Genomic DNA, 25896 nt, shown 5'->3' on the forward strand with positions numbered 1-25896 from the left:
GACGGACAGGGCTCCGTCCATCCTATCGGGATGATGCGACGGATCACCCCGATCGCCCACGGCAGCGCGATCAGGAGGCGGTGCTGCGCCTGCTCAGAGCAGATTCGCCCTCAGAGCAGATTCACCAGGAGCACGAAGGTGAGGGTGCCGAGCCCGACGCTGAGGAGCGTGCGTCGGCCGCCCAGCAGATGCGCGGCGATCGTGACCGCGGTCGCGATCGCCGCCGGGACGAGCCGGCCGGGATCCGCGTCGATCGAGGTGCGCAGCGTGGAGACGGCGAGGATCGCGAGGATCCCCACCGGCATCCACAGGGCCATGACGCCCACGAAGCGCGACTCCTGCAGCGGGCCGAGGATCACGAAGGGCACGGCGCGCAGGCCGAACGTGATGACCAGACCGATCACGAGGACAGCGAGGTAGTACGAGGTCTCAGGCATGATCGACCTCCAGTGGGGCGCTCTGCAGAACGTCCGTGGCGTCCTGCGGGGCGGGCCGACGACGATCCGCCTTCCGGGTGGTGAGCAGGTAGCGCACGGCGAGCAGGGACACGAAACCGATCAGGCCCACGAAGAGCGCGGATCCCGGCACCAGCAGCAGGGCGAGGCTCAGGGCGAGCCCGGCCAGCAGCAGTGAGGGGACCTGGCGGCGGGAGCGGCAGGCGTCGAGCGTGAGCGTGATGAACAGGGCGCACAGTGCGTACTCGAGGCCCTCGATGCGGCCCGGCAGGAACGAGCCGATCGCGACGCCCACGAGGCCGCCGCCCACCCAGTAGCTCTGGAAGGCGAGCTGCATGGCGACCAGTCGGGCGCCGGTCCAGGTGCCCGGCCGCGCGGCGGAGACGGCGTAGGCCTCGTCGATCATCGCGTAGACGGAGTAGAAGCGGGCCAGCGGATGGCGCACCACGCGCAGCGGGAAGGAGAAGGCGTAGAAGACGTGACGGAAGTTCACGAGCACCGCTGTGAGCGCGATCGTCGCCAGCGGAGTCCCGACCGCCATCAGTCCCACGAGCAGCAGCTCGACGGAGCCCGAGAACAGGAAGATCGACAGGCCCGGGGCGACCCACCAGGGCAGGCCCGTCTGCACCACGAGCATGCCGAAGGCGATGCCGATCGGGAACATGCCCAGGCCCGCCGCGAAGGAGAGGCGCACGCCGGCGGCGATCTCCTGACGGCGCGTCCCCAGGGTCGACGGCGGATCGGCGGGGGCGAGCACTGCCGCGGCCTCGCCGACCGGGATGGCGTCGAACGCCTCGCGGACGTCGTCAGTCACGTTGTCCGTCGCGTGCGCCTGCTCGTCGCCCCGGCGCAGCGTGTCATCTCCGGGGCCGACCGGCGTCATCGTCGGGCGGCCTGTCCGGAGGTCGCCCTGCCTGCTGATCATTTCCGTCACAGGAGCAATCATCGCAAGATCACGGCTTCTGGGGATTGCGCATATAGCGGCGCGAACCCTCTACGATGCAACATATGAGCCTTGATGACGTGGATCGCGCAATACTCGAGCATCTCCGCGAGGACGGCCGACTCTCGAACGTCGCCCTGGCCGACCGCGTGCACCTCACTCCCGGACCGTGCCTGCGCCGGGTGCAGCGCCTCGAGGCCGAGGGTGTGATCCTCGGATACGCCGCGCAGGTGTCGCCGGCAGCGCTGGGGCGGGCCTTCGAGGTGATCCTCGATGTGGACCTCACGGCGTACGACCGCGGCACCGTCGAGCACTTCGAGACCACGGTCGCCGCCTTCGACGAGGTGATCGAGCTGAACCGTCTGTTCGGCTCCCCCGACTACTTCGTGCGCGTCGCGGTGAGCGATCTCGAGGCGTACGAGCACTTCCTCACCGAGCAGATCATCACGATCCCGGGGGTCTCGAAGATCTCCTCCCGCTTCACGATGAAGGTGCTCAAGAGTCAGCGGCCGTCGGCGTCTCAGGCGTCCTCCGGTCCACCATCTGTGCGCCGCTGATCCGCCCAGACAGACCGCTGCGGTCCACGAACAGCACCACGACCAGAGTTCCGAGCACCACGGCGGCCGCGGCCGTGTTCAGCAGCGAGGGCACGAGCGGCACGTGGGCTCCGGCGGCGAGATCGGCGAGGCCGGGCGCCAGGGCAAAGACCCCGGCCACCGGCAGGGCACGCAGCAGACGACAACGGCGGCTCCCCCGTCGGCCGTCCCACAGCGGCCGGATCGCGACCAGCCGCTGCCCCGGCGAGGCGCCGCTCCCCCGCAGCGCGGGCAGCACCACCGTGAGCAGCAGGCCGGCGAGAAGCGCCACCGGCTGCAGGAACGCGGCGGCGGTGAGCGCAGCGTCGGGCATCTGTCTCGCGCCTGTCGCGACGGTCCAGGCGAGCGCCATGGCGAGCACGGTGACCGTGTGCAGCATCGCGGGCATCACGGAGATGAGGGCGGCGTCGAGCGCCGAACCCAGCAGGCGACGGGTCCGGGTGACGGGCTGCGGGGGCAGCGCGGCGAGGGTCGCCGGGCGCGGGACCCAGCCGGCGATGATCGGTGCCGCCACGGCCCCGAGCAGGGCGCCCGCTGTGTTCGTGAGCAGATCATCGATGTCCGCGACGCGATAGCCGCACTCGTAGATCCCCCACAGGCCGGTGAACTGGGTGGTCTCGATCAGCAGCGAGGCGGCGAGGCCGAGGAGCAACGCGGTGGGGATCCCGCGACCGGTCATCACGCGCACGAGCAGTCCCAGCGGGATGAACAGCACGATGTTCAACAGCGGCTGCGCGATGGTCGCGAGGGCGAAGGAGGAGCCGAGCCCGTTCTCGCCGACGATGCGTGCGATATCGGTGATCACCGCGCCCGGGATCACCTGCAGGATGCCGCCGCTGCGACCCTCGCACACCGACGGATCCGGCAGCGGGAGCAGCGTGTACGCCACGAGGGCCACCCCGTAGACCGACACTGCGGCGGTGCCCAGCAGACGCGTCAGGCTGAGCCGGCCGTACGCCGAGTACTGGACAAGGACAGCGGGGACGAGGACGCCGAGGAACACGAGCGTGCCGCCCACCAGGGCGAAGGGGATCTGCCAGGTCCACGTCTCGATCATGGTCCCAGCCTAGATATGCAGGTGGCGCACGGAATCAGACCGGGGTGCCGACCGTGGTCATACCGTGGTGGGAGGCCTGGTTGAGGGCCCGGTCTCGGGGGCCTGGTCCCATCCAGCATCGCCCCGTACGGTTCCCTCGTGAGCGAGCTGCTGCGCCTGGGTCTGGTGGGGGTGGTCGGCGGGATCGGCGTGTTCGTCGTGATCCTGGGACCTGCCCTCCTGCTCCAGCGACGCCGATTCGGCCGGGTGCGACCGAACCGCCTGGTGGGCGTGGCCGTGATCTGCGTGTACACGATGTCCCTGGCCGGGCTCACTATCGCCCCTGCCTACGAGATCGCGGCGACCTGCCGGAATCGGTCGGGCGGCAAGCTGCACCCCTATCCCTTCAGCTGGGTGACGGACCTCCTCCAGCTGCACGACAGCGGAGTGGGCGTCCTCGGCCTGGCGCTGAGCTTCCCGGTGCTGCAGCTGCTCTCGAACGTCGTGCTGTTCGTCCCGCTGGGGATGGTGCTGCGCGGGGTGTTCCGGCTCGATGCGACGACCTCGCTGGCGCTCGGGGTGATGCTGTCAGTGCTCATCGAGGCCACCCAGTACACCGGCGCCTGGGGGCTCTACCCGTGCGGGGTGCGGATCGCCGACATCGACGACGTGTTCGCGAACTCCCTCGGTGCCCTGCTCGGTGCGATGGTGGCGCCGCTGCTCACGCGATGGCGGGTGCCGCTGTTCGTGCACGAGGGGCCGCTGGGTCGCACGGCCGACGGGAAACCCGCCGAGGGGGCCCCTGACGACAGGAGCTCGACCGACGGGAGTTCAACCGACGGGAGTTCAACCGACAAGTCGGATCACCGCTCGGACGACGCCGGACGGTGAGCGGCCGACGCCATCCGGCCCGACTCAGCCGGAGGCTGCCGGGCCCGCCTGGTCTTCCCTGGGCTCAGACGTCGACCTGGTAGCCCAGCGCCAGGTCCTCGGCGTTGACCCCGCGGATACCCCAGTTCACGCGCGGGGTCTCGGTGATCGTGACCTCGACACTGTGGGCGGGGATCCCGGCCTCCGCCTCGATACGGGCGAAAAGCTCGGAGAGCAGGGTGCGCTTCGCGGTGTCCGTGCGGCCCTCGAACATCGAGATCTCGATAATCGTGTAGTCCGGACCACGGTCCTCGGGGTGGATGAAGTCTTCCGGCTCCAGCGCGATGAAGCGATGGAAGCGCTTCTCGGTCGGGTACTCGAGCGCCGTCATGACGGCGCCATGGATCGCGTCAGAGAGCGCCGATCGTCGTCGCTGGATGGATTCTCGGTGCCCGTACACAATGATCTGCGCCATGGGCCAAGACTATGGGGCGGGCGCAGGTCAACCTCGCTCAGGGCAGGCGCACCACCTGGCCGGCGTAGGAGAAGCCGCCGCCGAAGCCCAGGAGCAGCGCGGTGGCGCCGGCGGGGAGTCGGCCGGCCTCGCGCATCCGGGAGATCGCCAGCGGGATCGTGGCGGCGGAGGTGTTGCCGGAGGTGGTGACGTCGTCGGCGACGATGGCGTCCTCGCGCAGGTCGAGTGCCGCGGCGAGCGGCTCGATCATGCGCAGGTTCGCCTGGTGCGGGACGAAGACGTCGATGTCCGACATCTGCAGTCCGGCGGCGGCGACCACGCGCTCGGCGATGCCGGGTGCCTCGCGCAGCGCCCAGCCGAGCACCTGGCGTCCGTTCTGGGAGAAGCAGCCCGACGGCGGGCTGATGGTCACGGCGTCGACGAGGTCGGGCACGGTCCCCCAGACCACGGGGAAGATGCCGGGCTCCGTCGCCGCCTGCACCACGGCGGCGCCGGCGCCGTCCGCGGTGAGGATGCAGGTGGTGCGGTCGGTGTAGTCGGTCTTGGCGGAGAGCTTCTCCGCGCCGATGACCAGGGTGGTGTGCGAGGCGCCTGCCCGGATGCCCTGATCGGCGACGGCCAGGGCGTGGCTGAAGCCGGAGCAGGCGGCGCCGATGTCGAAGGCGGCCGGGGCGGAGAGCCCGAGGGCCTGGGCGACACGGCCGGCGGCGCTCGGGGAGCGTTCCTCGTCGGAGCAGGTCGCGACGATCACCTGGGTGACCTCGGACGGCTCGATGCCGGCGTCCTCGAGCGCGGCGCGGGCCGCATGGGTGGCCATCTGCGCGACGGTCGCGGACTCGGCCGCGATGTGCCGTTCCTCGATCCCGGTGCGCCGGCGGATCCAGTCGTCGCTCGTCTCGACGATCGACTCGAGGTCGATGTTGGTCAGCACCCGTTCCGGACGGTAATGGCCTGTTCCGATGATCGCGGACCCCGGGGCGGGGGTGGCAGGGAGGGAGGAGTGGGTCATGGTGGTCCTTCCGTCGGGAGCCCGATGAGCAGGGTCTCCCGCGCTGGTCGCAGGCGGCGCCTCCATCATTCCGTACCTCAGGCGGTCACGCTGAGGGTGGAGTGGAAATCGGCGCCGCGGCGCACGTGGATCTGCTCGGCGATCTGGGCCTTCATGTCGCCCACGTGGCTGACGATGCCGATCACGCGGCCGGTCTCGGCGAGGCGGCCGATCTCCCGCACCACGGTCTCGAGGGTCTCGGGGTCGAGGCTGCCGAAGCCCTCGTCGATGAACAGGGTCTCCATCTGCACGCCGCCGGCCTCGCCCATGACGATGTCGGCCAGGCCCAGGGCGAGGGCCAGGGACACGAAGAAGGTCTCGCCCCCGGAGAGGGTCTCGGGCACGCGCACCTGATCGGTGCGCCGGTCCAGCACCAGCAGGTCGAGGCCGGTCTTGCGTGCCCCGCGGGCACCGGTGTCGCGGAGCAGCTCGAGGTCGGAGCCCGAGAACAGGGCGAGGCGGGCGTTGGCGGCTTCCACCACGGCGTCCAGGCGCCACATGAGCACGTACGTGGACAGCTGCACGCGGTCACCGTCGCTCGATCGGCCGGTCGCGAGGTCCGCGACCCGCACCACCACACCGGCGTCGTCGCTGACGGCTCGCACCTGGTCCATGGCGGTCCGCAGCGCCGTGCGGGCTGCGGCCCCGCGTTCGGCGACCCCACCGAGGCGGGCGGCGAGGCCACCGGCTTCCTTGGCCGACTCCTGGGCTGCGGTGTGCGTGGTCGTGGCCGCCGTGAGCGCGGCGTCGGCTGCGTCCTGGGCCTCGGTGGTGGCGACGGTGGCCTCGATGCCCTCCTCGGCGAGGCCGTCGGTGAGCCGGGACTCGTCCACGGCGCGCTTCTGGACGAGGGTTTCGAGGCGGCGGCGCTCGGGCGTCTCGAGCACGGCGGCGCGGGCTTCTTCGGCGGTGGCCAGCTCGGCGGCGGTGAGGGCGGTGGCGGCTTCCTCGGCGAGCTCGTCGGCGCGGGTGGAGGCCTCGGTGCGGGTGCGCAGCGCCTCGCGGAGCGCGGTGGCGGCGCGAGCGCGGGTGAGGTGTGCACGCCGACGGGTGGCGATGGAGTCGTCCTCGCCGCGGGCCTCGGTGACCTTCCTGCTGTCGGCCGCAAGGGCTCGGGTGGCCTCCTCGATCGCGGTGCGCTCGCGTTCGACAGCGAGGCCATCGGCCTCCTTGCGCTGGGTGAGGCGGTCCGTCTCCTCGTCGAAGGCCGTGATCTTCGCATCGATCTCCGCGGCCGTCTTCTCTGCCTCCTGCGCGGCGGTGACCTGTGTGGTCGCGGCGTCGACGGCCGCCTTCGCGGTCTCGGGGGTGTGGTCTCCGGCGGCCTCGTGGAGGCGGGTGAGCTCCTGGGCGGCCAGGGCGTGGGCCTGGTCGGCGCGGGACTGCTCGGCTTCTGCCGCCTGGCGGGCCTTCTCGGCGGCCTCGACCTGCTCGGGGCTCACGGCGTCCTCGGCGGCGCCGGCCGGATGGGGGTGCTCGATTGCGCCGCACACCGGGCAGGCGTCCCCGTCGGCGAGGTCCACGGCGAGCTCGGCGGCGATCCCGGCGAAGCGGCGGCGGCGCAGATCGGTCTCCGTCTCCGTGCGCTCCTGGGCGGTGCGGAGCGCCGCGACTGCCTGCTCGCGGGCGGCCTGGACCTTCTTCTCCTGGGTCGCGGCGGCGGTGGTGGCCTGCTGTCGCTCGGTCGCGGTGCGCTGGGCGAGCCGGGCATCGCCGAGTGCTCGGGCGGCGGCCCGGGCGGTGTCGCGAGCGGTGACCTGTTCGGTGCGCTGGGCGGGCCGCGCGGCCAGCTGCTCGTTGAGCGCGGTCAGCGCGTTCGAGGTCTCCGTGAGCTTCGAGCGGCGCTCGGTGAGCTTCTGCTCGCGAACGGGGAGCGCGGTTTCGAGCACGACGAGGTCCGCGAGGGTGCCGGCTGCGGACGTGGCCTCGTCGGCGGAGGCGGTGAGCGCGGTGGCGGCGTCGTCGTGCTCGAGGAGGTCCACGAGCGTGGGGTGGTCGGTGCGCGTGGTGGTGGCGAGCTCGGCGAGGGCCTCGATCGCGGTGGCGACCTGGGCGGCGGCGAGGTCTCGACGGCGCAGGAGGTCGGCGACCGGCCGGGCGGTCTCATCGCGCTGCAGGGAGCGCCGGGCCGTCTCGACAGCGGGTTTCTCCCCGGCGAGTCGCGCGGACAGCGCATCGAGTTCACGGCGGCGGTCGATGCGCTTCCGGGCGGTGCGGGCGTTCTCGGCGGCGGTGCGGGCGGTCTGCTCCGCGGTCGCGGCGGTCTGCGCGGCGTCGCTCGCCGCGGTGGCACGGGTGGTGACGGCGGCGAGGTACTCATCGGCCGCAGCGGCCAGCGGTTCCAGGCGCAGCGCCTGGGCATGGTCCTCCAGGACGGTGACCTGCTCGGTCTCCAGGGCGGTCGCCTCGGTGAAGCGGGCCAGCGCGGTGCCGAGGGTCTGCTGTGCCTGGTCGACCTGGCGCTTGGCGGCCTTGCGCATCTCCTCGAGCTGCTTCTCGACGGCGGCGTACGTCTCGGTGCCGAACACGCGCTGCAGCACCTGCTGGCGCTCCCCGGTGCCGGCGCGCAGGAAGCGGGCGAACTCGTTCTGCGGCAGCAGCACGGTCTGCGTGAACTGGTCGCGAGTGAGCCCCACCGCGCGCTGGATCTCGCGGCCCACCTCGTCGATCCGGGTGGCGATCGCCTCGACCCCTCCCCCGCCGCCGGCCTCGTCGGCGATCACGGCGGGGATCAGCTGCGGGGAGCCGATGCGCCACAGCACGGCCTTGGCCTGCTCCTTCGTGGTGCCGGTGCCGCGCATCTTGGGACGCTGGAACTCGGGCTGGCGACGCACCCGGTAGATCCCCGAGGATGTCTCGAACACGAGGTCCACGACGCTCGGCTCGGTGGGCTGCGCGAACTGGGAGCGGATCCGGGCGTCGCTCGTGACACTCCCGGCGACCTGCCCGTAGAGGGCATAGGCGATCGCGTCGAGGATCGTGGACTTGCCCGATCCCGTCGGCCCTTCAAGCAGGAACATGCCGCTCGCGCCGAGGGCGGCGAGATCGACCTCGACGGTGCCGGCGAAGGGACCGATCGCGGTCAGGCGCAGGTGGTGGAGCTTCATGAGGCCTCCTGCTGGCGCCGCACGTGGCGGTAGGCGCGCTCGATGACGTCATGCTCGGCGCTGGTGGGCGCGCCGCCCGTGACGTCGGCGAGGAACTGGTCCATCACCTCGAGCGGGTTCGCCTCGCGGCGCACCACGGGGGTGCCCTCCCGCGCCTCGCGCCCTTCCGGGGCGTACTCCGTGAGCAGCAGGTGCGGATACCGTTCGCGGAGCTGTTCCTGCAGGTGGGCGGGTCGAGCGGGGTCGGTGACGATCGCCTTGACCCAGTCGCGGCCGTGCTTCTCGCTCTGCGCGAGGATCTGCTCGAGGGTGCCGCGCAGCTCGGTGAGGCGACGCGGAATCGGAGTCTCGATCCGCTCCACGGTGACCTCGGAGCGGTCACCGTCGGCGGCGCCGGGCGCTCCGAGTTCGACGAGCAGCACGGACTTGCGATGGGTGCGCTCGGAGAAGGAGAAGGCCAGCGGGGAGCCGGAGTACCAGGCCGGCGCGCCGACGGTGCGCGTGAGGTCCTGGCAGCCGTGGAGGTGGCCCAGGGCGAGGTAGTCGATGCCGCTCAGCACACCGGCGGGCACGGAGTCGACACCGCCGACGGACAGGTCGCGCTCGGAGTCGCTCGCCTCACCACCGGTGACGAAGGTGTGGGCGAGCACGACAGTGCGGGCACCGGGATGAGCGGCCGCGCGCTCGCGCACCCGCTCGAGGGCGGCGCGGGTGACGGCCTCGTGGCTGCGGGCCAGCGGCGGCTCACCCTCGGCCACGAGCTCGGTTCGCACACGGTCCGGTTCGAGGTAGGGCAGGCCGAAGAACAGCACCTCGCCGTGCTCGTCCTCGACGGAGACGGGGTGCTCGATGCCGGGGACGTCGGTGAGCAGGTGGATGCCGGCCCGCATGAGGCCGCGGCCGAAGCCGAGCCGCTCCGGGGAGTCGTGGTTGCCGGAGGTCAGCACCACGGTCGCGCCCGTGCCCGCCAGCCGGGCGAGGGCGGAATCGAGCAGCTTCACGCTGGTCACCGCGGGCACTGCGCGGTCGTACACGTCACCGGGGATCACGACGACGTCGACCTGCCGCTCCGTCACGAGGTCCACCAGCCAGTCGAGGAAGGCGGCCTGGTGCTCGTGCAGATCGACCTTGTGCAGCGTGCGCCCCAGATGCCAGTCCGAGGTGTGCAGGATTCTCATGCCCCGAGCCTACGGAGAACGCCCGACAGTCGAGCGTCCGGCGCGCAGCTGTGGATCGTCGGGCACTGGGGAGGAACGACACGGACCCCTCGTCAGCAGGGACGGAGCCCCGTCCGATCACGGGTGCTCGCCCCGGAGGACCCGGAGTGCCCGCACCCCGTGACTCCGCCCTGAGCCAGGCGTAGCGTGCCGACATGGCTTCCGATGCGCAGTCCTCCCCCTCAGACACCGCCGCCGACACGACCGATGCCGTCACCGGTGACGCCCCCGAGACGCCGACCGGTTCTCCGTCCGTGATCTCCGCCGACGTCGTCGTGATCGGCGGCGGCCCTGTCGGCGAGAACGTCGCCCAGTACGCGATCGAGGGCACGGATCTCACCGCCGTGCTGATCGAGGGCGAGCTGCTGGGCGGTGAGTGCTCCTACTACGCGTGCATGCCGTCCAAGGCCCTGCTGCGGCCGCTCTCGGTGGCCGATGCCGCCGCGCATCTGGAAGGCATCTCGACCCCGGAGGTCGACCGCGACGCCCTGCTGGCGCGTCGCGACATCTGGGTCTCGCACTACGACGACACCGGCCAGGTGCAGTGGGCCGAGGGGGCGGGGATGCAGGTCGTGCGTGGGCACGGCCGGCTCGTCGGCGAGCGCGAGGTGCGCGTGGAGGGGCCCGACGGCGGAGAGCCGACTCTGGTGCGCGCCACCCGCGCCGTCGTGATCGCCACCGGCTCCCAGGCTGTCATCCCCGAGCCCCTGCGCGCCCTGCAGCCGTGGACCTCCCGGGACGCGACCGGCGTGCAGGACGTTCCGGACGAGCTGCTGATCGTCGGCGGCGGCGTGGTCGCCGTCGAGGCCGCGACCTGGATGGCGGCGCTCGGCTCCCACGTCACGCTCCTCGTGCGCGGCGCCGGGCTGCTCACGGGCTTCGAACCGTTCGCCGGCGAGCACGTGCTGGAAGCGCTGAGAGACCTCGGGGTCACGGTGCAGCTCGGCACCTCGGTGCTCTCCGGCTCGCGCACCGACGCCCGGGACGCCGTGCTGGGCAGGATCCATGGTGGCCGCGTGACCCTGCAGGTCAAGGACGCACAGGGCCCCCGCGAGATCAGCGGTGACGAGGTCCTCGTCGCGACCGGGCGCACGCCGCGCCTGGCCGATGTGGGCCTCGAGTCCCTGGGTCTGAGCGCCGAGGACGTCACCGGGGCGGAGCACCCGAGGACCGACAGCTCAGTGGGAGACGACTCTGCGGACGACAGCTCGGGGAGCACCGCCCTGCCGTCGTGGCTGCACGCCGTGGGCGATGCGAGCGGGGATGCGCCGCTGACGCACTGGGGCAAGTACCGCGCCCGCGTGATCGGGCAGGCGATCCGGGCCGGCTCGACCGGCGGCCATCTCGAGCCGGTTCCCGAGGTCGTCCCCGTTCCCCAGGTGGTGTTCACGGATCCGCAGGTCACCAGCGCGGGCCTGACCGAGGAGGCTGCGCGCGAGGCCGGCCATGACGTGGTCACCGCGCAGGTCCCCTTCGGCGGGTCCGCCGGTTCCGCCCTGCTGCGGGACGACGTCACGGGCACGGCCCAGCTGGTGGTCGATCGGACCACGCGAACGCTCGTCGGTGCCACGTTCGTCGGCCCGGAGGCCTCCGAGCTGATCCACGCGGCGACCATCGCGATCGTCGGCCAGGTGCCGGTGCACGTGCTGCGCCACGCGGTGCCCAGCTACCCCACGAGCTCCGAGCTGTGGCTGCGGCTGCTCGAGGAGCTGCCTCAGGAGCTGCGCGCCGGCTGACCCGGCCCTCCTCCCTTGGGAGGAGATGACAGATCGCACTGGTGCCGGCGACCCCTGGTCCGATGCAATGGGTGGTGAGGGCGGGACGAGGATCCGTCCCGACCGGCCCCGGGAGGATCATGTTCACGCGACTGCGACGCACACGGAAGCTGCGCCGCGCCCGCCCGGGCGACGGCAGCGCACTGAAGCGCTTCCGCTGGTGGCAGCTGGCCACGCGCACCCTGTTCGATCTCGACCCGTCGCCCGACGGCACCCGGCCGGCGACCTACACGGTCGACGTCCGCTATCTCGCCGCCGAGCTCGAGGGCGGGAAGATCCCGGAGGGTTCGAAGCACGCCCAGGTCTCCCTGTACCGCGACGGGGTGCAGGAGCACATCGCGAACCCGCCGGTCGCGTTCGCGGTGCCCGACGGAGTGATCGAGGTGGCGACCAGCCCGTACGGGCTCACTCGCATGCATCATGTGCCCGAGGGCGGATCCCCGCAGACCTTGCGCCCACATCCGCGAACGCTCGAGGGGCTGCGAGCACGGTTCGGCCGACGGTTCCCCCGCGCCAGCTCGCTGATCGGGGTGGCCGCGATCCTCATGCTCCTGGTGGGACTGGTGATGATGGTCCCCCAGGCCGCCGAGCTCATCACGCAGATCGACGTGGTCGCCGAGAACATCGGCACGTTCACCTCCCCCATCTCGCTGCCGTTGTGGCTGAACGTGACCCTCGTTGTCGCCGGGGTGCTCGCGGCGACCGAGCGGGCGCTGACCCTGCGCAACCACTGGCTGATCGACGCCGACACGACCTGGACCTCGCTCGCGTGATCGCGGGACGGACGATCGCCGGGAGGTGCTGCGCGGCACGGAGCAGGGACATGGCGAGCGGCGACGAGTATTCGCTGGTCGCACAGTCGATGGGCGCCTACGGTCGACCTTGTGACCTCTGAGAACCCTTCGCCGCAGTGCGATCGCGAACGCGCACCCGATCCCGACCCCGGCGCCACCACCGAGGCAGAACCTGACGCGATCTTCGCCGATCCGCGCCTGGCCGCCTGCTACGACACCTTCGACGGCGAGCGCGACGACCTCGACCACTACGAGGCGATCCTCGAGGAGCTCGGGGCACGCTCCGTAGTCGACATCGGCTGTGGGACCGGCGCCCTGGCCGTGCGGCTCGCCGCCGCCGGCTTCACGGTGGCCGGGGTCGATCCGGCACAGGCCTCGCTCGAGGTCGCGCGCACGAAACCGGGCGCAGGCCGCGTGCACTGGATCCATGGCACCGCCGTGGATCTCCCTGCGCTGGATCCCCCGCTGCACGCCGACGCCGCCGTGATGACCGGGAACGTGGCCCAGGTGTTCGTGACCGACGAGGCCTGGGCGAGCACGCTGCAGGCGATCCGCGCCGCCGTGAGCCCGGGCGGTCATCTCGTGTTCGAGGCACGCCGGCCCGAGCGTCGTGCCTGGGAGGACTGGCAGGCGGACACGTCCGCGTCGGTCCATGAGGTGCCCGGGCTGGGCCAGGTGCGTTCGCGCCCCACGCGGTTCGACGTCGACCTGCCGCTGGTCACCTTCGCCGACGAGTTCACCTTCGAGGACGGCACCACGATCACCTCGACCTCCACGCTGCGGTGGCGCAGCGAGACCGAGCTGCGGGACTCGCTCACCGCCGCTGGTTTCGCCGTCCAGGAGATCCGGGACGCCCCGGACCGGCCGGGCCGCGAGTTCGTGGTGATCGCCCGGGCGGTCTGAGCCCCGGGACGAGCCCGGCAGTCCCCAGGCCCAGCCGTCGTCAGGCCCCGGTGCCGGTGCCGGTGTAGAAGCCGTAGGTCGCGTCCGCCAGGCGCTGAGCCGTGTCGGCGTCCGCGCCAGAGGCGGAGTGGGCGACGGCCCAGCCGTCGGCCGCACCGCGGTAGAACGAGCGACCCTCGTCGGTGCCCGCCCAGGCCTCGGCCTCGGACGGGGCGAGCGAGCCCTCGGTGGCGCCGAGGTGCAGCGCGAGGCCCAGCAGGCCGCCGTCCCAGCCCACGCCGGTGGCGCCGGGGCCGAAGGTCTCCCACATCTCCGCGGGGATGTCCGCGGCATGGGAGGTGTGCTCGAGCTCGAAGCGGGTGGCCTCCTCGCCGTCGGCGGCCAGGCGGATCGTCAGCCAGGACACGGCGCCCATCATCTCCCAGGTCACGGAGTACTCCGCGAGGCCGTCGGCCGGCGGCTCGCAGGTGAGGATCTCGCCGCCGGCGTTGCCCTCGAACTGGTAGCGGCCGCCGAGCTGCAGGTCGCCGCTGATCGGCAGGAACCAGCGCTGGATGCGCTCGGCGGTGGTGACCGCGTCCCAGACATCGGCGAGCGCGGCGGGATAGGTCTGCTCGAGGGACTGGACGTGCGCGGGCTGACCGTCGCGGTCCTCGAGGCGGTAGGAACGGGTGACGGACTGCAGCTGGGTGGGGACGTCGACCATGTCAGGACTCCTTCGGAAAGTGTGCCGCTGCGGGCCGGATGCCCGGCGCGGCGTCGGTGGGTGCGGAACCCGAGGATGTGGGGGCCGTGGAGGTGGTTGTCTCGGAGGTGGGTGTCGTGGACGTGCGGGAGGTGCCGACGCCGACCTCTGGAGCAGATCCGTCGTCGACCGATGACGCACGCCCGCCGTCGGCCGACGGGGTGGCGTCGGCGGCGAGGCGTCGCTGTCGCCGCCCGCGGGCGAGCTCGGTGCCCAGGGCATCGAGCGCCGGCAGCCAGAAGCGTTCGAAGGGGGTCAGCCAGTCCCTGGCCTCCTGCGGACCACGGGCATCGACGGCGTACAGCCGGCGGCGCCCCTCGGCGCGGACGGTGGCGAAGCCGTGCTCGCGCAGGACACGCAGGTGCTGGGAGACGGCCGGCTGGCTGATCCCGAACTCCTGCTGCACGCTCTCGCCGATCTCGCCCGCGCCGAGCTCTCCCTCGGCGAGGAGCTCGAGGATCCGTCGCCGCACGGGATCGCCGAGGACATCGAGTGCGTGCATGCGATCATCCTTCCCGTCGGCCTCATATAAGTCAAGGCTTAATTGCTCGATCGGGCTCGTGGCGCACCGGTCTCAGCGGCGAGCTCGCACCACGATCGCGCGGTACGCGACGCCGATCCCGACCAGGACCACACCGGCGACCACGGTGCGCCCGGGCAGTGCCGCCACCAGCACGACGCAGCCGATCAGACCCCCGATCTGCATCGCCGTGGGGAACAGCCGCCACTGCCCGACCTGGGTGAACGCCGCGAGATTGCCGATCGCGTAGTACAGCAGCACCCCGAAGGCGGAGGCGGCGATCGCGACCAGCACGTCCGAGGCCAGCAGCACGAGCGCCAGCACGGCGAGCGCCGCGACGATCTCCGCGCGCTGGGGAACGGCGTAGCGGTTGCTGGACTTCGCCAGGGGCCTGGGCAGGTCGCCGCCGCGGGCCATGGCGAGCATCGTGCGGGACACTCCGGCGATCAGGGCGAGCAGTGCCCCGGCGGCGGCCGCGACGGCACCGATCGTGATCACGGCGGACCAGGCGCCGCCGGCGCCCACGGACTCCAGAGCGGTGAGGAACGGCGCCGGCCCCCAGCCCTGGCCGCCCGGGGCGGGGCCGACGAGCACCAGCAGCGCGGACAGGCCCAGGTACAGGGCGCACACCATGGCGAGCGCGAGCAGGATCGCGCGCGGGATGGTGCGGCGCGGCTCGATGACCTCCTCGCCGAGGGTCGCGACACGGGCGTACCCGGCGAAGGCGAAGAACATCAGCGCCGCCGCCTGCAGCACCACGAGGGTGATGCCGAGGATCCCGCCGCTGCCGGCCCCGAGCACGGCCGCCAGTCCCCCGTCCCACAGCCCGGTGGCGGTGCCGGCGAGCGGGCCGGGCACGCCCCCGAACGCGGGTCCGGCCGACGAGGTGCCCTCCGGACCGGCGCCCTCGAGGATCCCGGCGGCGGGCCCGTCGCCGCGCACGAGACCTACGAGCAGTCGGCCGGCGGTCAGGAGCAGCGCCGCGAGCGCGATGGTCACGAGCACGCGGGCGAGCGCGGCGGTGCGGGTGATGCCCACCAGGTTCACCGCGGTCAGCGCGACCACGACCAGGGCCGCGACGATCCGCTGGCCCGGCTCGGGCACCAGGTAGGCGGCGACGACCAGGGCCATCGCCGCACAGGACGCGATCTTGCCGATCACGAAGCACCAGCCGGCCACGAAGCCCCACCAGGGGCCGAGCTGCTGGGTGCCGAAGTGGTAGGTGCCGCCGGAGCTGGGGTGCTGGGCGGCCAGCTGCGCGGTCGAGGTGGCGTTGCAGATCGCGACGACGGCGGCGATCAGCACGGCGACGGGGGCGAGCGCTCCGGCGAGGTCCTGCGCCGCGCCGAGGGACACGAACGCGCCGGCCCCGATCATCGAGGCCAGTCCGATCACGATCGCGTCGCCGAGTCGCAGCCGACGGGCGAGACGGCCCGGCGTCGGAGCCGTCCCCAGGCTCAGTCCCGGGTCCAGTTCGGAGCCGGGACCGAAGTCGCGGCCCCGGCTCGGGCCTGCGCCGCGGGCCGGGATGGCGTCGCCCTCGGGAGCCGCGTCAGGATGCGGTCCGGGGCCGGTGCCGGGACCAGAAGTGGGAGTCATAGGGTCCAGTCTCGTGGATGGCGCCGGTCAGCCGTTGCGGCCGTTCGCCCTTCCGTTACCGTTCCCGTTCCAGTTCCCGTTCCCGTGGCCGTTCCCGTTCCCGTTCCCGTGGCCGTTGCCATTGCCATTGCCATTGCCATTGCCATGCCCGTTTCCGTGACCATGCCCGTTGCCGTGACCATGCCCGTTGCCGCGACCATGGCCATGCCCGTTGCCCGGGTGGTCGCCGTCGCCGGGCTCCTCGCCGCCGCCCTCGGGGAAGCCGGCATCCAGGCCCACGATGAGGGGGTCATGGTCGGAGGAGCCGAACACGCCGTCCTCGTAGAGGTCGGTGGCATTGCTCCGGTAGCGCGAGTACTGGGTCATGACGGACTCGGCGCCGTTGATCTGCCAGTCGGTCGCGCCGGTGACGCGCTCCGAGGCGGAGGCGTTGCCCAGGACATGGTCGAGCGAGCCGACCATTCCGCCGTAGCTGTAGGACCAGCCCGCGGGGTCATGGGCCTCGGCGAGGTCCTGGTACCCGTCGGCGTAGAACTCCTGGAGGGGTTCCTCCTGGGAGTACGCGTTGAAGTCGCCGCCCAGCAGCACGTCCTGCACGCCGAGCTCATCGGCGCGCTCCTGCGACCAGGTGTGCAGGGCCTCGGCCTGCTGCAGGCGGGAGGTGCGGGCGTTGCCCTGCACCGGGTCCGCGGGCAGGTCCGCGTCCTCGGCGTCCGCCGAGCCCTTGGACTTGAAGTGGTTCACGGCGAAGAAGAAGGGTTCGCCCTCGACCTGCTGGTCACCCTCGCCCTTCACCGGCACGAACACCTGACCGATGGGCTCGCGGGCGTTGTCGAACGCCGGGTCGCCGGTGAGGATCTGGGCGTCGCCCTGCGTCGTCACCTCGTCGCTCTTGAAGATGATCGCGTTGGTGATGACGTCCTGCCCGCCGTCCACGCCCTGCGCGGCGTAGGCGTCACCGGTGGGCACGTAGTCCCAGGTGCCCGCGCCGTCGCGCTCGTTCAGCGCGGCGACCAGGGTGGCGGTGGCCTCGTCGGCGCCCTCGCCCAGACGGGCGGAGTTCTCGATCTCCATCAGGCCCACGACGTCGGCGTCGGTGCCGGAGATGGCCTCGACGATCTTGCTCTCCTGGCGCTCGAGGTCGTCGGCTCCCCAGGCGCCGCGCAGGTCGCAGCCGCCACGCACCGTGGTGCCGTTGCCCTCCATGTCGGTGTACGGCTCGCAGCCGGGGATGTCCTCGCCGAGAGTGGTGAAGTAGTTCAGCACGTTGAAGGTGGCGACCTGCAGGTCGCCGCCCACCTCGTCCGGTGCGTCCTGGCGGGTGTCCTCGAAGGCGACCCCGTCGGCCTCGGAGCTCTCCCAGGGGCCCGTGACGTTCAGCCGCCACTGGTCGAAGGAGTAGGAGACCACGACGGGCTGCTCGAAGCTGGTCGCGGCGCCGACGCGCACGGGCTCCTGCGTGGTCAGCCAGCTCATCGGCAGCTGCGCGTTCTTCGTGAAGTCAGTGGTGCGACCGTCGTCGAGCAGCACCAGATTCTGCGCCTGCTCCTCGAAGTAGGCGGTGGCCTCCGCGCCGGGAGCCATGATGTCGCCGGCCTGCTGGAGGGGCTGGTCGCCGATGGCGAGGCCCACCTCGCCGAATGTATTGGTGGAGTACACGTCGGTGACGGTGAAGTCGCCCTCGCCGGGCAGGTAGAGCATGTGCTCGAGGCTCTCGCGCTGGGTCTCCTGGGTCGGGAAGCCGCTGTCGATCGTGGCGGGTTCGACGGGCTCGAGCGCCTCGGGGAGCTGCTCGAGGCCGTCGGCGCCGACGGTGATCTGGGTGGAGTCGTGATACTCGGCGACCTCGCCGGTCACACGCACGGAGTCACCGATCGCGACCTGGCCGGCGGTGTCCGGGGAGTACACGAACACGGCGGTGGATCCGGTGTGCTCGGCGAGGTCCAGGGCGCCGCCGGTGCCACCGGTCTGGATGACATAGCCGTCCAGCCCGCCGGTGGCGTACACCGCGGTGACGACACCCTCGGCGACCACCCGGGTGCCTGCCAGCTCGGAGGCGGTACCGGTGCCCTGGATCTCGGCGATCGTGGCCGGGATCGCCTCGGCGGGTTCGCCGGGGTCCCCCGGGTCCCCGGGATCGCCCGGTTCACCGGGGTCCGGCTCCTCGGCGCCCGACGGAGTGGGCGTCGGAGCGCCGGCGATGAAGTCGGTGGAGTTCTCGCCGGTGGCCGCCACGCGGGAGACGGAGGTGGCGTTGGTGGTGGCGGGCGCGGGGGCCTCGCCCGAGAAGGTGGCGGCGTCGCCCCAGCCCAGGAGGTCCACGACGGCCGGGTCCTCGGCGCAGGTGGTGCCGGTGCAGGCGAGCTTGCCCTCCGCGTCGGACAGGGCGAAGACGCCGCCGGTGCCGGAGGCGTTGACGCCGGCCGTGAGGTCGGCGCCGGGCAGCGGGTCGCCGTTGCCGTTGCCGGCGGCGAGCTGCACCAGGAAGGTGCCTCCGGCGGGGACGGTCCCCTGCAGGGGGACGGTGTTGTTGAAGGCGCCGGTCTTGGAGGCGTACTGCAGGGACCAGCCGTCGATGCTGAGGTCCTGGTCGGTGGTGTTGCGCAGCTCGACGAAGTCGTTCTGGAAGGTGGCGCCGGAGTTGCCTCCGCCGCCGTACGCCTCGCTGATCTGCAGGTCGCCGGGAGCGACCACGGCGGCCTGGGCGGTGGGGAGCAGGCCCGGGGCGAGGCTGAGGCCGAGGGCCAGGGCGGCCGCTGCTCCGCCGACGCGGGTGATGCGCGTCCGCAGTCCGGAGCCGTGGGTGGTAGCGGTGCTCATGAGGGGTCTCCTGGCGAGGCGGTGGGACGGCGGGATCGGCCCGGGGTGTGGGCCTGGTGGTGCGGGCCTGCGGGTGGGGCTGGTGAGGGTCTGCGGAGCGGGTGGCGACCGTGAGGCAGGTGGGAGTCGTGAGGCGGGGCTGGCAGTCCTGACGACGAAGGAGCCGGGCCGGTGGGGCTCGGCCCTTTCGTCGTCAGGACGGGGGTCAGCGGCGGCTCAGGCGGCGCCGCAGCACCAGGGCACCGACGCCGGCCAGGGCGATGATGCCGATCGCGAGAACATACGGCGCCACGTCGGCGCCGGTGCGGGCGAGGTTCGACGGCCCGTCGGCACGGACGTCCGCGGCGTCGGTGCCCGCCGAGTCAGCGCCCGCCGAGGCCGTACCGGTCGCGTCGGTGTGCGAGCCGCCGGTGGCCGGCGGGGCGGTGGTGTCGTCGGCCGGCGGGGTGGTGCCGTCGGACGCGTCATCGGCGTCGTCCGCAGGCGTCGTGTCGTCGGCCGGCGGGGTGGTGTCCCCGCCCTCGTCGTCCTCGTCGTCCTCATCGCTCGGGGGCGTCGTGGTGCCGTCCCCGTCGTCGCCGTCGTCCCCGCCGTCACCGGGCGGGGGCGTGGTGTCGTCACCGCAGGACTCCGGCGCACCGCCGGCGGTCCAGGTGAAGGACGGCAGCTCGTAGGTGATCGCCGTGCCCTCGTCCGGGACAGCGGTGATCGTCAGCGGCACCACGGTGCCCTCGGGCACGCACAGCCAGTCGGTCAGGGTGACGTCGCCGACGTAGCGGCCGGCGTCCTCGAGGTACCCGTAGGGCGCCTCGAAGGTGCCGTACTCGCCGGCGTCCACGCTCACCGAGGTGATCTCGGGGGCGCCGAGGCTGAGGGACTCCAGCGCCGCGAGGCGGAGCACGGGATCGGTGTCCACGCCGGCCTCGGAGTCGTACTCGCCGCCGTCGAGGATCTGCAGGTCCAGCTGCTGCTGGGAGTAGTCCGGCGCCAGGCCCTCGTGCGCTCCGAGGTACTGGATGAAGGCGTCGCGGTCCAGCACGCCGGAATCGCTCACGTTCTGCGCCTCGGAGAGCGCCCACATGTTGTCGCCGCCCTCGAAGAGGAAGCTCGCGGCGACGATCGTGTAGGTCGCGTCGAGGTCGATCGGCTCGCCGCCCACGCGGATATCGACGATGTGGTCGTCCAGCTCGCGGGTGCTGTCCAGGACGTACTCGACGTTGTCCGAGACGCTGAACGCGAGGAACTCGCTGGTGGGGTCGCCCTTGTCGTCACGCTGCCACTGCTCCTCGAGCATCTGCGCGAACTGGGCGCCGGTGACCTCGCCGGAGTTCAGGGTGTTGCCGAAGGGCACCATCGAGTTGGCTTCGGCATAGGTGACCACGCCGTCGCCCTCGGCGCCGGCAGCCTCGTCCCACAGCTCGGCGCGGATGCCGCCGGGGTTCATCCAGCCGATGACCTCGTTCTCGCCGTCCAGGCCGGCGTCCTCGAGGTACCACGTCATGGAATCCGCGAGCGTGCTGCCGGCGGCGGAGTGGCGGGAGCGGTCATCGCCCTTGGTCGTCGCCTGGTCCGTGACCGGGGCGCGGGACTGCCGGATGCCGTTCTCGTCGTACTCGGCGACGCTGGAGTCCCACGAGGTGGTGATGTCGTCGGAGATCGTGCCGACCTGCTCGGCGCCGAGCACCTCGGCATCGGCGATCGCGTCGGCGATGATCCGGGAGGCCTCGTCGTGGGTGGCGTTGCCGGCGCAGGCGCCGAGGTCGGCGTTCTCGGTGGGGAGCAGCTTCGTGCTGCCCTCGATCACGTCCCAGTCGCCGTCATCGCCCAGCGCAAGGGTCACGGAACCGATGTTGGCGCCGCTGGAGCCGGTCTGCACGACGGGGCGCACCTCGCCGTCCTGGCCGGGCACCGGGGCGTCGAACGCGTAGGTCTGATGGGAGTCGCCGTTGAAGATCGCGTCGACCTCGGAGGACGTCTCCGCGACGATCTCGTCGAAGATCGGGTCGGAGTTGCTCGGTGCGGAACCCGGCTCACCGTTCCCGGAGGCACCCTCGTGGTACGAGGCGACGATGACGTCGTACTCCTCGCCGGACTCGTTCAGCTCGTCGATGGCGTTGTTGACACCCTCGACCGGGTTGCCGAAGGTGAGGCCCTCGATCGCCGAGGGGCTGACCTTGCCGACGGTCTTGGTGGTGACGGCGCCGATCACGGCGACCTTCACGTCACCCGCCTCGACGATCGCGTAGGGCTCCAGGGCGTGGCTGCCGTCGGCGCGGTAGACGTTCGCGGCCAGGTCCGGGAAGTCGGTGCGCGGGGAGATGCGATCGGCCAGATCGTCCTGGCCCTTGTCGAACTCGTGGTTGCCGACCGCGCTCGCGTCCACGCCGAGGGCGTTGAGGAAGTCGATGGTGGGCTCGTCATCGGCGACGGCCGAGGCGAAGGCGCTGCCGCCGACGTTGTCGCCCGCGGAGAGCAGGGCCGAGTTCGGATGCTGCTCCTGGGCGGTGGTGATCGTGCAGGCGAAGGCGTCGCCGGCCCCGAGGGCGCCGTGGAAGTCGTTGAAGGTCAGCAGATTGACCTCGTCTCCGGCCTCGGCGGCGGCTGCAGCACCGAGCGGGACCATGGCGGTCGCGACCACGAGGGCGGCGGCACCGAGGCCCACGGACGCGCCGCGCGCGAGGCGGCGGACGGGGGGAACGAACATGAATATCTCCTGGGAGTGATGTGTGCGCACGCCGTGCGCCTGGGGACATCTCATCCCGGGGATGTCGCACCACGCCCGTTGTTCCCCGTTCTGGTTTCGAGTTGTCACCGTGCGTTGACCGATCCCCGTGACTTGCGCCTCGATCTTGGTGCGATCCGGGGGACGCCTTGACCCTTTCATGACCTGAAGCCCGGCCGGCACCGGATCCAGCGGGCGGAGATGGGAGCTGGAGGGCGGGATCCGGCGTGCGGGGACGAGAGGGCGGGACCTGGAGGGCGGGAGCTGGAGGGCGGGGACGAGAGGGCGGGAGCTGGAGGGCGGGAGCTGGAGGGCGGGAGCTGGAGGGCGGGAGCTGGAGGGCGGGAGCTGGAGGGCGGGAGCTGGAGGGCGGGAGCTGGAGGGCGGGAGCTGGAGGGCGGGAGCTGGAGGGCGGGACGAGATGGCAGAGACGGCGCGGCACCGCGAGGGAGGCGGCGATCACGATGCCTCCGCCCTGAATTCGCTTTCCTTGTGATGCGCGACCTCAGGACCGGGGGCTACGGTTACGCCACGGTGCACGAAGTGGGTAGCATCGCTGAGTACTTCGGACGACACGCCTCCTCGCGCACTCGTCTCAGGCCCCGGGCCCGACCGGTCGTCGAGCCCGCCTCCCCGGGTCGCACCCGGCATCGTCCGCAGCCCCTCGATCCTCCTCACCCTCCAGCCGACGCCGGCTCCCCTGCCCAGGGACGCCACCGGTGCCCCTCCGGGACGCCGACCACCGTCACTCCAAGGAGTCAGTTCCCATGGTCCTGCCGATGCCGTTCCTCTCCCGTCGCCCCACCGTCCCTGCGAAGGACGGCGCGAGCTGGCCGCATGTGATCATCCTGGGCGGCGGCTTCGCCGGCGCCCACGCCGTGGGAGCCCTGCGCGATGCCCGGGTGCGCGTCACCCTGATCGACCGCAACGTCTACAAGACCTTCCAGCCGCTGCTCTATCAGGTGGCCACGGCCGGCCTGAACCCGGGCGACGTCACCATGTTCCTGCGCGGCCTCTCCCTCAAGGTCCCGAACATGCGGTACCGCCAGGGCGAGGTCGAGGGGGTGGATCCCGAACGCAAGGTGGTCAAGCTCGACGAGGGCCAGAAGGGCATCCACGAGCTGTCCTACGACTACCTGATCGTGGCCAACGGCGCGACGACCACCTACTTCGGCACCCCTGGCGCCGAAGAGCACGCGATGCCGATGTACACCCGCAGCCAGGCGCTCGCGATCCGCGACCGCATCTTCTCCGAGCTCGAGCGCTCCAGCCGTGAGGACGCCGCCGGGCACGACAAGCTCCACGTGTGCATCGTCGGCGGTGGGCCCACCGGTGTGGAGATCGCCGGCGCCCTCGCGGACTTCCGCATGCAGGAGCTGGACATCCTCTACCCCGAGATGGACCCCGGGACCCTGCAGGTCACGGTGCTCCAGCGCGGCGGCGAGCTCATCAAGGAGTTCAGCCCGAAGTATCGCGACTACGCCGCCGAGGAGCTCAAGGACCGCGGCGTGACGCTGCGCCTGGGCCACGGCGTGAAGTCCGTGGGCTACGACCACGTGGTCCTGGACAACGGGTCGATCCTCGAATCCGACATCACCATCTGGGCCGCGGGCGTCGCCATCCCCGATTCCGTCAAGGAGTGGGGCCTTCCGCAGGACAAGCGCGGACGCCTCGCAGTGGACGACTTCCTGCAGGTCAAGGGGCATCCGGGCGTGTATGCAGCCGGAGACATCGCCGGCCAGGACGAGGCTCTCCCCCAGCTCGCCCAGCCCGCGATCCAGATGGGTCAGGCCGCCGCCCGCGCCATCGCCGCAGAGGTCGCCGGCAAGCCTCGCAAGAAGTTCAAGTACACGGACCTCGGCACCATGGCCACCATCGGCCGTCACGCCGCGATCGCCGAGATCCCGGTTCTCGGCGGGCTCTCCGGCGCGATGGGCTGGGCCGCTTGGCTGGGCGTGCACATCACCAAGATGATCGGGCACCGCAACCAGCGCGCCGTCGCGATGAACCTGATCTCGCTGTACTCGGGTTCCCGCGCCACCCACCAGCCGAACCCCGTGGTGGGCGAGGTCAACTCGCTGCGCGCGGCCCGGATCTTCGAGGAGCAGGCCGCCAAGCGGAAGTTCGGCAAGGGGGCCTGCGCCGACGCGCCGGCCGACGAGGCAGCGGCCGCCGCCGCCCCCGGGGCCAGCAGCGTCCCGGGCCCGACGAAGGACTGACGCGCAAGGGGTACGGACCTCGTGTCCGCTGCCCCGCTGCCGCACAGCCCCGCTGCGTCACCGCAGAGCCTCATCCGGCTCCGGCAGACGCCGACGGATCGCCTCGGGCCACTCGAGCCGCACTCCCAGCTCATCTCGGAGCAGCGCCTGCAGCTCCGCGACCCTCTCGGGGCTCGCGTGCACCTCGGCCGGGGTCACGCCACGGCGGCGGCAGATCTCGGCGAGGGCGCCGACGGCCTCGCCGATCGACCACTCCACGGGGTGCAGCCGGTAGGCGCCGTTGGTGATGTGGGTGGTGCCGATGTTCTTGTTGGCCGGGAGCAGGTTCGTGACGTCGGCCGGGATGAGAGCCCCGAGCGGGATCTGGAACGGGAAGGAGTCGATGTCGACGTAGGTGCGGGCCGACGTCGACGGGTGCAGGTCGATCCGGTAGTGCCCCGTCCCCACGGAATCCGCGAACTCCGCGGGGCCGGCGAACTCGCCGCGCATCTCCCGGCCGATGTGCTCCTCCGTCACGGTGAAGAGCGCGCGGATGCGGCGGGACTCGCGGATGTAGGGCTGGCGGGCGAGCCCGTCGGCGGTCCCCAGGACGTCTCCGCGCAGCCGGAGCTCCGGGTACCCGTGCCCACCTCCGGTGCGGGGCGCCTCGGTCTGCAGCCAGTGCACGAAGGACAGGGTCAGCTGGCGTGCTTCGTCCTCGGCGCGCACCCTCTCCTCGGCGCCGACGCCGAGCAGCGGCAGATCCCAGAAGTCGATCTGCGGCCAGTTGACCAGGCTGATCTCCCCGCCCGGGGTGCCCGGCTCGAGGACCTCCTGGGAGCGCACCCGACGGTAGTGCCACATGCCCCGTCCGTCCTGGACACCCTCGTCACCGACCGGATCCTCCAGGAAGACCGGGCGGTGGCGCACCTCGAGCGTGATCGGGTGGACGTCGTCGAAGGAGAGCTGCGGGCCGGGCCAGAAATCGGGGACCACGGTCGCGTACCGCTCGTACAGCGCGGGTCGGGGCACCAGCTCCCGATTCCCCGGCGCCCATTCGAGCGCGCAGCACCAGGTGATCGCCTGCTGGTCGAGGGGATCCGCCTGCTCGGGGGCATGGAGCTCGCCATGCTCGCTGCGAGCTTCCGCGCCGATCACGTGCTCGACCTCCCCGAGCTCCAGCAGATCGCCGAGCTCGGTGGCGTCGACGATCAACGGAACCCTCAGGATCGTCTCCACGCCGGTCCGGAGCTCGCGGACGACCACCGAGCTGATCCGGTCTCCGTCACGCTCTGCCGCGGTGGGTTCGTGCTCGCGCAACCAGGTGATCTGCCCGCTGGACAGCAGCGGGGAGAGCATCTGCTCGAGCACCAGCGCCCCGATGCGGGGCTCATGGCAGAGCTTGGACACGAAGCCCATCCCCGGGTTCAGCTGCGCATCGGCCCGGGCGCTCTGCGTGAGCGGGAAGTTCTGCCGATAGTGCTCCCGGACCGCCTCCCGGAACTCTGTATAGCTCGCCGAATTCGGGTGGGACTCCACCCACGCCGACTCGTCCGGGGGCACGCCCTGCACCGTGAGCTGGCCCCCGAGCCACGGATCCGCCTCCGTGAGGATCACGCGATGGCCGAGCCGGGCGGCGGTGAGTGCGGCGGCGACTCCTCCGAGTCCGCCGCCGATCACGACGAGATCGGCAGCCAGCTCGCGCGGCTCGGGTGCTGGCAATGGCGCCGGTGCGGGCTCTGGTCCTGGTACGGGATCTGGTGCTGGTGTGGTCATGCCGGGAGAGGTCACCGGTTCATCCTGTCGAGTCGGAGGAGGTGGCGGCAGGATATGCCGCAGCCCACAGTCGCGGGGGCGAAGAGCGCCTGACGACGAGCCGATTTCACTCCCTCGAGGAGCCTCGTTCATCGTCATGAGAAGTCGCGTTCATGGTGACCAGGACGCGGATCTCGGCCCCAACGATCCAGTTCCCAGCTCGGGGTTGACATGGGTCACAGATCGACTCTAGGTTCTGTTACATCCTTACGTAACCTCTCCTCACCCCCACCTCGAGCGGCACATCCACCGCTCCCC

General features: G+C 71.8%; 19 protein-coding genes. 6 read left to right on the top strand and 13 right to left on the bottom strand.

Translation table 11 applies throughout. The features are described from left to right. Positions 1 to 110: 110 nt before the first annotated feature. Both ACT3T5_RS06420 and ACT3T5_RS06425 read right to left on the bottom strand, forming a co-directional pair. Positions 111 to 437 (bottom strand): branched-chain amino acid transporter permease, encoded by a 327-nt coding sequence (locus ACT3T5_RS06420; RefSeq protein WP_444579221.1) that lies wholly within the window; start codon positions 435 to 437, stop codon positions 111 to 113. Then, positions 430 to 1269: an AzlC family ABC transporter permease gene (locus ACT3T5_RS06425; protein WP_444579220.1), complete on the bottom strand. Its 840-nt coding sequence runs from the start codon at positions 1267 to 1269 to the stop codon at positions 430 to 432. Before ACT3T5_RS06425 ends, ACT3T5_RS06420 begins: the two co-directional genes overlap by 8 nt. 194 nt (positions 1270 to 1463) lie before the next feature. Between ACT3T5_RS06425 and ACT3T5_RS06430 the strand changes: the two genes are divergently transcribed. Next, a complete protein-coding gene (locus ACT3T5_RS06430) occupies positions 1464 to 1955 on the top strand; it encodes an Lrp/AsnC family transcriptional regulator (protein ID WP_444579218.1) in 492 nt (163 codons plus the stop codon). Here the strand turns inward: ACT3T5_RS06430 and ACT3T5_RS06435 are convergent. Then, complete coding sequence (locus ACT3T5_RS06435; RefSeq protein WP_444593906.1) at positions 1894 to 3051, bottom strand: VanZ family protein; 1158 nt, start codon at positions 3049 to 3051, stop codon at positions 1894 to 1896. The two genes, ACT3T5_RS06430 and ACT3T5_RS06435, sit on opposite strands and share 62 nt — an antisense overlap. A 138-nt stretch (positions 3052 to 3189) precedes the next feature. On the opposite strand from ACT3T5_RS06435, the gene ACT3T5_RS06440 reads away from it, so the two are divergent. Beyond that, positions 3190 to 3921: a VanZ family protein gene (locus ACT3T5_RS06440; RefSeq protein ID WP_444579215.1), complete on the top strand. Its 732-nt coding sequence runs from the start codon at positions 3190 to 3192 to the stop codon at positions 3919 to 3921. Between the two features lie 64 nt (positions 3922 to 3985). Here ACT3T5_RS06440 and ACT3T5_RS06445 read toward each other — a convergent pair whose 3' ends face one another. The 4 genes from ACT3T5_RS06445 to ACT3T5_RS06460 all read right to left on the bottom strand — a co-directional run bounded on the left by ACT3T5_RS06445 (position 3986) and on the right by ACT3T5_RS06460 (position 9708). Next, complete coding sequence (locus ACT3T5_RS06445) at positions 3986 to 4375, bottom strand: tautomerase family protein (protein ID WP_444579213.1); 390 nt, start codon at positions 4373 to 4375, stop codon at positions 3986 to 3988. A gap of 37 nt (positions 4376 to 4412) precedes the next feature. Then, the gene (locus tag ACT3T5_RS06450; protein ID WP_444593907.1) at positions 4413 to 5384 is read right to left on the bottom strand and encodes a beta-ketoacyl-ACP synthase III; all 972 of its coding nucleotides are present in this window, start codon (positions 5382 to 5384) and stop codon (positions 4413 to 4415) included. A gap of 77 nt (positions 5385 to 5461) precedes the next feature. Next, positions 5462 to 8530 carry an AAA family ATPase gene (locus tag ACT3T5_RS06455; RefSeq protein ID WP_444593908.1) on the bottom strand — a complete coding sequence of 1023 codons (3069 nt, stop codon included), beginning with the start codon at positions 8528 to 8530 and terminating at the stop codon, positions 5462 to 5464. After that, positions 8527 to 9708, bottom strand: coding sequence for an exonuclease SbcCD subunit D (locus ACT3T5_RS06460; protein ID WP_444593909.1), 1182 nt, complete (start codon positions 9706 to 9708; stop codon positions 8527 to 8529). Before ACT3T5_RS06460 ends, ACT3T5_RS06455 begins: the two co-directional genes overlap by 4 nt. A gap of 194 nt (positions 9709 to 9902) precedes the next feature. On the opposite strand from ACT3T5_RS06460, the gene ACT3T5_RS06465 reads away from it, so the two are divergent. The 3 genes from ACT3T5_RS06465 (at position 9903) to ACT3T5_RS06475 (ending at position 13219) form a co-directional block, all read left to right on the top strand. After that, positions 9903 to 11483, top strand: coding sequence for a dihydrolipoyl dehydrogenase family protein (locus ACT3T5_RS06465; RefSeq protein ID WP_444593910.1), 1581 nt, complete (start codon positions 9903 to 9905; stop codon positions 11481 to 11483). Positions 11484 to 11602: 119 nt separating this feature from the next. Continuing rightward, entirely contained in the window at positions 11603 to 12295 is a 693-nt protein-coding gene (locus ACT3T5_RS06470; protein WP_444593911.1) for a hypothetical protein, read from the top strand. Between the two features lie 111 nt (positions 12296 to 12406). After that, a complete protein-coding gene (locus ACT3T5_RS06475) occupies positions 12407 to 13219 on the top strand; it encodes a class I SAM-dependent DNA methyltransferase (RefSeq protein ID WP_444579203.1) in 813 nt (270 codons plus the stop codon). Between the two features lie 40 nt (positions 13220 to 13259). Here ACT3T5_RS06475 and ACT3T5_RS06480 read toward each other — a convergent pair whose 3' ends face one another. From ACT3T5_RS06480 to ACT3T5_RS06500, 5 genes are all read right to left on the bottom strand, one after another. Further along, the gene (locus tag ACT3T5_RS06480) at positions 13260 to 13925 is read right to left on the bottom strand and encodes an SRPBCC domain-containing protein (protein WP_343922960.1); all 666 of its coding nucleotides are present in this window, start codon (positions 13923 to 13925) and stop codon (positions 13260 to 13262) included. A 1-nt stretch (position 13926) separates the two neighbouring features. After that, on the bottom strand, positions 13927 to 14466 hold the full coding sequence (locus ACT3T5_RS06485; RefSeq protein WP_443335913.1) for an ArsR/SmtB family transcription factor: 540 nt from the start codon (positions 14464 to 14466) through the stop codon (positions 13927 to 13929). Between the two features lie 72 nt (positions 14467 to 14538). Continuing rightward, positions 14539 to 16083 carry an APC family permease gene (locus tag ACT3T5_RS06490; RefSeq protein ID WP_444593912.1) on the bottom strand — a complete coding sequence of 515 codons (1545 nt, stop codon included), beginning with the start codon at positions 16081 to 16083 and terminating at the stop codon, positions 14539 to 14541. 27 nt (positions 16084 to 16110) lie between these two features. Further along, positions 16111 to 18903 carry an ExeM/NucH family extracellular endonuclease gene (locus ACT3T5_RS06495; protein ID WP_444593913.1) on the bottom strand — a complete coding sequence of 931 codons (2793 nt, stop codon included), beginning with the start codon at positions 18901 to 18903 and terminating at the stop codon, positions 16111 to 16113. A gap of 205 nt (positions 18904 to 19108) precedes the next feature. Further along, a complete protein-coding gene (locus tag ACT3T5_RS06500; RefSeq protein ID WP_444593914.1) occupies positions 19109 to 21607 on the bottom strand; it encodes a bifunctional metallophosphatase/5'-nucleotidase in 2499 nt (832 codons plus the stop codon). Between the two features lie 785 nt (positions 21608 to 22392). Between ACT3T5_RS06500 and ACT3T5_RS06505 the strand changes: the two genes are divergently transcribed. Continuing rightward, complete coding sequence (locus ACT3T5_RS06505) at positions 22393 to 23844, top strand: NAD(P)/FAD-dependent oxidoreductase (protein ID WP_444579196.1); 1452 nt, start codon at positions 22393 to 22395, stop codon at positions 23842 to 23844. Positions 23845 to 23901: 57 nt separating this feature from the next. Here the strand turns inward: ACT3T5_RS06505 and ACT3T5_RS06510 are convergent, their stop codons facing one another. Next, a complete protein-coding gene (locus tag ACT3T5_RS06510; protein WP_444593915.1) occupies positions 23902 to 25614 on the bottom strand; it encodes an FAD-dependent oxidoreductase in 1713 nt (570 codons plus the stop codon). Positions 25615 to 25896 lie beyond the last annotated feature (282 nt).

The organism is Brachybacterium sp. AOP3-A1-3 (assembly GCF_052378285.1).
GTDB lineage: Bacteria > Actinomycetota > Actinomycetes > Actinomycetales > Dermabacteraceae > Brachybacterium.